7 protein-coding genes are annotated in these 8,297 nt (G+C 73.0%); 2 read left to right on the top strand and 5 right to left on the bottom strand.

Going from position 1 to position 8,297, the window contains the following annotated elements:
- Both pdxR and V7E46_RS30420 read left to right on the top strand, forming a co-directional pair.
- Positions 1 to 1,370: MocR-like pyridoxine biosynthesis transcription factor PdxR (gene pdxR / locus V7E46_RS30425; protein WP_333771425.1), on the top strand; the 1,370-nt coding region annotated here is incomplete at its 5' end.
- Positions 1,371 to 1,629: 259 nt separating this feature from the next.
- Entirely contained in the window at positions 1,630 to 2,997 is a 1,368-nt protein-coding gene (locus tag V7E46_RS30420; RefSeq protein ID WP_443054401.1) for a GNAT family N-acetyltransferase, read from the top strand.
- A 12-nt stretch (positions 2,998 to 3,009) separates the two neighbouring features.
- Here the strand turns inward: V7E46_RS30420 and V7E46_RS30415 are convergent, their stop codons facing one another.
- The 5 genes from V7E46_RS30415 to V7E46_RS30395 all read right to left on the bottom strand — a co-directional run bounded on the left by V7E46_RS30415 (position 3,010) and on the right by V7E46_RS30395 (position 8,248).
- Positions 3,010 to 3,981 (bottom strand): carbohydrate kinase family protein, encoded by a 972-nt coding sequence (locus V7E46_RS30415; protein WP_333771424.1) that lies wholly within the window; start codon positions 3,979 to 3,981, stop codon positions 3,010 to 3,012.
- Positions 3,978 to 4,967 (bottom strand): zinc-dependent alcohol dehydrogenase family protein, encoded by a 990-nt coding sequence (locus V7E46_RS30410; RefSeq protein ID WP_333771423.1) that lies wholly within the window; start codon positions 4,965 to 4,967, stop codon positions 3,978 to 3,980. Before V7E46_RS30410 ends, V7E46_RS30415 begins: the two co-directional genes overlap by 4 nt.
- Entirely contained in the window at positions 4,964 to 5,839 is an 876-nt protein-coding gene (locus V7E46_RS30405) for a carbohydrate ABC transporter permease (protein WP_333771422.1), read from the bottom strand. Before V7E46_RS30405 ends, V7E46_RS30410 begins: the two co-directional genes overlap by 4 nt.
- On the bottom strand, positions 5,839 to 6,807 hold the full coding sequence (locus V7E46_RS30400) for a carbohydrate ABC transporter permease (RefSeq protein ID WP_329181753.1): 969 nt from the start codon (positions 6,805 to 6,807) through the stop codon (positions 5,839 to 5,841). The genes V7E46_RS30405 and V7E46_RS30400 overlap by 1 nt, the downstream gene beginning before the upstream one ends.
- 70 nt (positions 6,808 to 6,877) lie before the next feature.
- The gene (locus tag V7E46_RS30395; RefSeq protein WP_333771426.1) at positions 6,878 to 8,248 is read right to left on the bottom strand and encodes an ABC transporter substrate-binding protein; all 1,371 of its coding nucleotides are present in this window, start codon (positions 8,246 to 8,248) and stop codon (positions 6,878 to 6,880) included.
- Between the last annotated feature and the right edge of the window lie 49 nt (positions 8,249 to 8,297).

Below are 8,297 nucleotides of genomic sequence, written 5' to 3'. Positions count from 1 at the left end.
GGCGAGGGCGGGCGCTGCAGGGGGCGTTGCGGGAGGCCGTGCGGGCGGGGCGGCTCGGCGCCGGGACGCAGTTGCCGTCGAGCCGGGAACTGGCCGCCGACCTCGGGGTGTCCCGGGGCCTGGTCACCGACGCGTACGCGCAGCTCACCGCCGAGGGTTATCTGACCAGCCGGCAGGGCGCGGGGACCTGGGTGGCCGACACGCGGCAGGAGGCCGGGCAGCGGCCCGCCGCCGTATGCGCCGCCGACGATCGCGGCGGGCCGGACGACCTGCGTCCAGGCCTGCCCGATCTGGCGCTCTTCCCGCGGGCCGCGTGGTCGGCGGCGCACCGCCGGATGATGACCTCGCTCCCCCACCGTGCCTTCGGCTACCCCGATCCGCGCGGCCTTCCGGAGCTGCGGGCGGCGCTCGCGGCGCTGCTCGGCAGGCGGCGGGGCGTGGCCGCCGACCCGGACCAGGTGATGGTCACCGCCGGCGTGGCCCAGGCTCACACCCTGATCGGCCTGGTGCTGCACGCCCGCGGGCAGCGGGCGACCGCCGTCGAGGACCCCGGCAGCCCCGAGCACACCGCGCTGCTCGCCGCGACCGGCCTGGCCGCGGTGCCGGTCCCGGTGGACGCGGAGGGCCTGTCCGTGACGGCGCTGGCCGCCACCGGCGTACGGTCCGCGGTGGTCACGCCGTGCCACCAGTTCCCGTCGGGCGTCGCCTACTCCGCCGCGCGGCGGGCCGCGCTCGCCGGCTGGGCGCGGGACCGCGGCGGTGTGGTCGTCGAGGACGACTACGACGGCGACTTCCGCTACGACCGGCAGCCGGTGGGCGCGCTCCAGGGTCTCGCGCCAGGACATGTCGTCTACACCGGCTCCGCGAGCAAGTCCCTGGCACCGGGCCTGCGGCTGGGGTGGCTGGTCGGGCTGCCGGACCTCGTCGCGGAGGCGGCGGAACGCAAGCGGACGATGGACCTCGGGCACTCCGTCATCGAACAGGCCGTACTCGCCGACTTCCTCGCCTCCGGCGCGTACGACCGCCAACTGCGGCGCTGCCAGCGGCTGTACCGGGCGCGCAGGGACGCGCTGGTCGCCGCGCTGGCGGAGCACGCGCCCGGCGCCGAGGTCAGCGGCATCGCCGCCGGGCTGCACGCGATCGTCAGCCTTCCCGACCGCTACGGGCCCGAGCCGCGCTTCCTCGCCGCCGCGGCCCGGGCGGGCGTCGCGGTCCGGCCGCTGTCGGACTACCTCGCGGGGCCGTCCCGCGGGGGCGACGACGACGGCCGGGTCAGGCTGGTGGTGGGGTACGCCCACCTGCCCCCTGAGGCGATCGCCCGCGCGGTACACCTGCTGGTCCACCGGCCGGCCGCGGGCCGCCGCACGTAACCTGCCGGGCGGGGCGCGGGGGCCGGATCGCGGTGCCCCCTGGACCGGGCGGGGCGCGGCGGGCCGACGGCCCCCGACGGCACCGGAGAGGCGGCGCCGCGCCGGCACATGGCGCGCGATCGCACGAGTCTGGTCGGTTTCATCACGGCTGCGGACGGCAAAGACGTTGAAAAGGTAAGTTAACCGAGAAGATCCGCCCTTTACCGTCTGGTCACGGCATGTTCGTGATCGCGCAACACGGCTTCGCCATTGTAGGCGTATGCCTCACACGACTCCTGTGCCTCCAGCTCGGGCCGCAACCCGGCACCGACACTGGGGCCGCGACCTCACCGAAGTGGCCGCGCTCTTCGCCGCGATGGCCACCGCCGACCTCATCGCCGACCTGGTCAACCACGGCCCGGACGGCGGAACGCTGCTGATGACGTCGGCGGCGGCACTGCTCGCGGCGGCCGTCGCGCACCTGTGGTGGACCCGCCGCCGCGGCCGGGCCGCCGCCGCTCCTGCGGCGGGCGACCGGGCCGCCGAACCGCGAACGGCCGCCGAACCGGCGCTGTGGCGGCTGCGCACCACCGTGCGGGACACCCCGGGCAGCCTCGGAGCAGTGTGCACCGCGCTGGCCGGCAGCCAGGTGGACATCGTCACGCTGCAGACCCACCCGCTCGCCGAGGGCACGGTCGACGAATTCCTGCTGCGGGCGCCCGCGGCGCTGACCGCCGCGTCCCTGGTGCTGACCGTCGCGGACGCGGGCGGCACCGACACCTGGCTGGAGCGGGCCGACGCGCACGACCTGGTCGACACCCCGACCCGGATGCTCACCCTCGCCACCCGTACCGCGCTGGACGCGGCCGAACTGCCGCTGGCGCTGCGGCAGTTGTTCGGCCGCTGCACGATCAGGTCCACCCCGGCGCCGGCCGCGGCCGATCAGGGCGGCGAAGTGCCGCAGGACGCGCTGCTGGACACGGTGATGCGGCTGCGGGACCCGTCGGGCGGCACGATCACCGTGCAGCGCGACCACCTGCCCTTCACCCCGACCGAATTCGCCAGGGCCCGCGCGCTGGTGGAGCTGGACGCCAGGCTCGGGGTGCGGATGCCCGGCAGCCGGCACGTGGTGACCCTCCCCGAGGGCGACGAGCTGACGGTGCGGCGGGTCGGCCCCGAGGACCAGGAGGCGGCGCTGGCGATGCACGAGCGCTGCACCGCCGGGACGCTGGCGCTGCGCTACCACGGCCCTGTCGAGGATGCCGACGGCTACCTCGGCCATCTGCTCAGCCCTCGGTTCGGCCGGTCGCTGGCCGTCGAGACCGCGTCGGGCCGGCTGGTGGCGCTGGGCCACCTGCTGTGGGACGGGGACGAGAACGAGGTCGCGATACTGGTCGAGGACGAGTGGCAGCGCCGCGGTATCGGCGCGGTGCTGCTGCGCAAGCTGGTCGAGCTGGCGGCCGAGGCCGGGCGCGAGAGCGTCTACGCGGTCACCCGCGCGACCAACACCGGCATGGTGGCGGTGATGCGGGAGCTGGGGCTCCCGCTGGACTACCAGGTCGAGGACGGCACCCTGGTGATCACCGCGACCCTGCCGCCCGCGCCGTCGGTGGCGACCCTCCCGTGGGTGGCCGGCCGCCGCGGCTAGGGCGTGACCGGGTCAGAACAGGCTGGTCAGTTCCTTGCGGGTCGGCGGGTCGGCGCCCTCGCGGCCGCAGGTGAGCGCCGCCGCGCGGGAGGCCAGGGAGAGGGCGGCGACAATCGGCGGCGGCAGGAGGGCCGCGTCGGTGGCCGCCGCCAGCGCCTCGCGGCAGGCCGGGGAGCCGCCCAGCAGCCCCGCCCGCAGCAGGGAGCTGACCAGGCACGACATGAAGGCGTCCCCCGCACCGACGGTGTCCGCCACCCGGACCGGTACGGGCGGCACCCGGTAGGAGCCGTGCCGCCACCAGGCGCGGGCGCCGCGGTCGCCGAGGGTCAGCACGACCATCGCGGGCCCGGCGGTCGCCCATCGCTGCGCCGCCCGCTCCGCGCCCTGGCCGGGGTACAGCCAGTCCAGGTCCTCCGCGCTGGCCTTGACGACATCGCTGACCTCGACCAGCTGCTCGACCCGCGCTCTCTCCCTGCCGGGCGGGCCCAGCAGCGCCGGCCGCAGGTTGGGGTCGTACGAGGTCGTCGCCGACTCCTGCGCCCGGCCCACGGCGTCGAAGACCGCGTCGGCGCCCGGCGGCAGCGCCGTGGCGATCGACCCGGTGTGCAGATGGGCCGGCGGCCCGGTGCGTACCGTCTCGACGGCCTGCCGGGACGGCGCCCAGGCGATGTCGAAGTCGTAGGCGGCCGAGCCCGATCCGTCCAGCAGCGCCGTCGCCGTGGAGGTGGGCCGCTCGGTGACCGAGCCCGGCGCCAGCAGCACCCCGCCGTCGCGCAGCCGCCTGCGCAGCTGGTCGCCGTTGGTGTCGCGGCCGATCCGGGTCGCGAACCGCACCGGGTGGCCGAGCCGGCCCAGGCCCAGGGCGACATTGGCCGGCGATCCGCCGGGAAGGCCGCGCCGCCGCCCGCCGGAGTCCACCAGCACATCGGTCAGCGCCTCGCCGATGACGACCGCCGGCGGCGCGGCCCCCGGGCCGTCGCTCACGGAAGGACCTGGATCTTGCGGCCCTGGCCCGCCTGGAAGCGCTGGAGCGCCGCCTCGTAGTCCGTCAGCGGGAGCCGGTCGCTGATGAAGACCTCGGGGTCGAGCACGCCCGCCGCGAACAGCTCGGCGGCCCGCTCGTAGCTGTGCAGGACCGCCATCGAGCCGGTGATGGTGATCTCCTGGTTGTAGATCTTGTACGGCTCGATGGTCGCGCGCGCGGCGTAGTCGGCGACCCCGAACTGGAGGAAGGTGCCGCCCTTGCCGACCCGGCCGAGCGCGTCCTGGATGGCCGCGACATTGCCGGTGGCGTCGATGACGACGTCCCAGCCGCGCGGCCGGCTGATCTCCTCGGCATTGGTGGCGGCCGTGGAACAGCCCAGGGCGCGGGCGGTGGTGAGCCGCTCCTCGTTGACGTCCACCATGTCGACGCTTGCCGCGCCGGTGCGCTTGGCCAGTTCCAGCATCATCAGGCCCATCGTTCCGGAGCCGTAGATCAGGATGTGGCTGGCGAGGTTCGCGCGCAGGATGTCGTAGCCGCGTACCGCGCAGGACAGCGGTTCGATGAGGGCCGCGTCCTCGGTGCGGACGTGGTCGGGGAGCTTGACGCAGTTCGCGGCGGGCGCGGCGGCGTATTCGGCCGCGCCGCCGGGCACGGTGACGCCGATCGCGGCCCAGCGCTCGCACAGGTTGTTGCGGCCGATACGGCAGTAGTGGCACTCGTTGCAGTAGATCGAGGGGTCCACGGCGACCCGGTCGCCGACCGCGAGCCCCTCGGCACGCGCGCCCACTGCGACGATCGTGCCGGCGAACTCGTGCCCCGGCACGATGGGCAGGGTCGGCGCGAACTCGCCCTGCAGGATGTGCAGATCGGTGCCGCACAGTCCGCATGCCGCGACCTGCACCACCACCTCGCCGGCTGCGGGGGCGGGGTCGTCGACCGTCTCGATGCCGACGACACCGGGAGAGCTGATGACGGCTGCCTTCACTTGACGGCTCCAAGGGAGAGGCCCTGGACGAGCTTGTCCTGGGCGGCGAACCCGGCGGCGAGCACCGGCAGGGAGATGCAGACTGCGGCGGCGCACACCTTGGCCAGGAACAGGCCCTGGCTGGTGACGAACCCGGTGAGGAAGACCGGCGCGGTGCCCGCCACCACACCGGTGAGGACCCGGGCGAACAGCAGCTCGTTCCAGCTGAAGATGAACGAGATCAGCGCCGTCGCGGCGATTCCGGGCATCACGACGGGCGCGACGATCCGCACCAGGACGGTGGGCAGACCCGCGCCGTCGATCGACGCGGCCTCGATGATCGCCACCGGCACGTCGGCGAGGAAGGAGCGCATCATCCACACCGCGATCGGCAGGTTCATCGAGGTGTAGAGGATGACCAGCAGCCAGATGTTGTCCAGCAGCCCGGCGTTCTTGGCGATCAGGTACACCGGCAGCAGTCCGGCGACCGCGGGCAGCATCTTGGTGGACAGGAAGAAGAACATCACGTCGGTCCACTTGCGCACCGGCTTGATCGACAGCGCGTAGGCCGCCGGGGTCGCCAGCACCAGGACCAGCAGGGTCGCGGCCAGGCTGGCGGTCAGGGAGTTGACCAGCGGCGGCCACGGGCTCACCCCGGTGCCCGAGCCGAAGAACTCGCGGTATCCGTGCAGGGTGAGCGTGGCGCCCAGGTGCGGCGGGTTGGCCGCCGCGTCCTGCTCGCTGTGCAGCGAGGTCAGCAGCATCCAGGCGAACGGCAGGAAGAAGGCCGCCCCGCACAGCCAGGCGAGCAGTCCCAGCAGCGCGCTGCCGCGCCGGGCGCGGGTGCCCCCGGCTGTCCTGGCGGTACGAAGGGTCGGAGCGGCGGCGGCCATCACCGTGTCTCCTCTCGGAAGAGTGACGAGACGGTCCGCAGTGCGAAGGTCGCCACGATGATGGACAGCGCCACCACGATCACGCCCTGCGCGGACGCCTGTCCGTAGTCGTGCGCCTGGTAGAAGGTCGTGTAGACGGTGTAGGGCAGGTTCGCGGTGCCGAGCCCGCCGGAGGTGAGGGTGAAGACGGCGTCGAAGTTCTGCACCACGTAGACCGTGCCGAGCAGCGCGGCCAGTTCCAGGTAGCGGCGCAGGTGCGGGAAGGTGAGGTAGCGGAAGATCTGCCAGGCGCCCGCGCCGTCGACCCGGGCCGCCTCGGTGATGTCGGCGGGCCGGCTCTGCAGCCCTGCGAGCAGGATCAGCATCATGAACGGCGTCCACTGCCACACCAAGGACGCCTCCACCGACAGCAGCGGCGCCACCGAAAGCCAGTCGGGCTGCGGTGCGTCATGGCTGCCGAACAGGCTCCACAGCCAGGTCAGGGAGCCGTTGATGAGCCCGTACGAGGTGTTGTACAGGGCGTGCTTCCACAGCAGCGCGGACGCCACCGGCACCACCAGGAACGGGGTGATCAGCATGGTGCGCACGACTCCGCGGCCGAGGAACTTCCGGTCCATCAGCAGCGCCAGACCGAGCCCCAGCACCAGGCTGACCATGACCACGGCCACGGTCAGCACGACCGTGGTGGTCATCGAGGAGCGCAGGTCGGGATCGGTGAACGCGGTCTTGTAGTTCTGGAATCCGGCGAGACCGCGGTCCCCGGGGTCGAGGGCGTTCCACCGCATGAAGGAGATCACCAGGGTCCCGACGAAAGGGAGCTGGGTGACGACGATCATGAACAGCAGGGCGGGGAGCAGGGGGGCCCGCCGGGCCCAGGCGCCACGGGGCGGCAGCGGGGCCGTCGGGGAGGCAGTCCGGCGCCCGGCCTGCGGTGCCCGGATCCGGCGGGTGATCGAGGGGGTGGTCATGGCGACTCCGCTTCGCGCCCGGCCCCCGGCCCGGTGGACCGGGAGGCCGTCGAATGGTCGGTGGGCAGGGTCACTTGGCGTACTTGGACGCGACCTTGGACGCCAGCGACTGGCTCGACTTCAGAGCGCTGTCGACGCTGGTCCGGCCGGCGATGGCGGAGCTGATCTCCTGCGAGACCTGGGTGCCGAGGTTGGTGAACTCCGGTATGCCGACGAACTGGATGCCCGGCGCCGGCCGCGGCTGCACGCCCGGGTTGGCCGGGTCGGCGGCGTCCAGCGCGGTCAGGGTGGGCTTGGCGAAGGCCGAGGACTCCGCGACGTAGGCGGGGTTGGCGTAGGTGGAGGTGCGCTTGCCCGCCGGGACCTTGGACCAGCCGAGCTGCTTGCCGACCAGGTTCTCGTAGCCCTTGCCCGACGCCCACGAGATGAACTTCCACGCGTCGTCCTGCTGCTTGCTCGCCTTCTGCACGCCCCAGGCCCAGGTGTACAGCCAGCCCGAGCTCTTGGTCTGCTCCACGGGCGCCGGTACGTAGCCGACCTTGCCCGCGACCGGGGAGTCCTTGGCCTCCAGGGAGCCGGCCGCCGACGTGGCGTCGTACCACATGGCGACCTTGCCCTGCTCCATGTCGTTGAGGCACTCGGTGAAGCCGGCCTGCGGGGCGCCGGGCTCGCCGTGCGCGCGCACCAGGTCGACGTAGAACCTGGTGGCCTTGGTGAAGGCGGGGCTGTCGACCTGCGCGGCCCAGTCCTTGTCGAACCAGGTGCCGCCCATGGTGTTCACCATCGTGGTGAGCGGGGCGATCAGCTCGCCCCAGCCGGGCTGGCCGCGCAGGCAGATGCCCTTCATGCCGGACTGGGCGCCGTCGGTCTTGGCCGCGAGGTCCGCGACCTGCTGCCAGGTCGGGTTGGCGGGCATCGCCAGGTTCTTCGCCTGGAAGACGTCCTTGCGGTACATCAGGAAGGAGGACTCGCCGTAGAAGGGCTCCGCGTAGATCTGCCCGTTGTAGGTCAGCGACTGCTGGAGGGCGGGCAGGATGTCGCTCTGCTCGAAGGCGGTGTCGGCCTTGGCCTTGGCGGTGAGCGGGGCGAGCCAGTTGTTCTTGGCGTAGATCGGCGTCTCGTAATTGCTGATGGTGGCCACGTCGTACTGCCCGGCCTGGCTGGAGAAGTCCTGGGTGATCTTGTCGCGGACGTCGTCCTCGGGCAGCACGGTGAAGTTCACCTTGATGCCGGTGGTCTTGGTGAAGTTCGCCGCGGTGAGCTTCTGGAGGTCCATCATCTGCGGGTTGTTGACCATCAGCACGTTGATGGAGTGGGAGCCGGAGCCGCCGCCGGAGCCGCCCGCTCCTGAGCAGGCGGCGAGCAGGGCGCCGCACACGGCGAGTGCCAGGGGCGGCAGCACGCGGGGCAGGGTTCTGGAGGATCGCGACGTGGGCGTCATGATGTGCCTTTCATGACCAGGGGGGAGGGTGGCGGTCGGGGAGGTGGAG

This window comes from Streptomyces sp. IBSBF 2435 (assembly GCF_036815005.1).
Taxonomy (GTDB): domain Bacteria; phylum Actinomycetota; class Actinomycetes; order Streptomycetales; family Streptomycetaceae; genus Actinacidiphila.
Note: the sequence above shows the minus strand (reverse complement) of the source record. Positions and strands in the feature narration are given on the sequence as shown.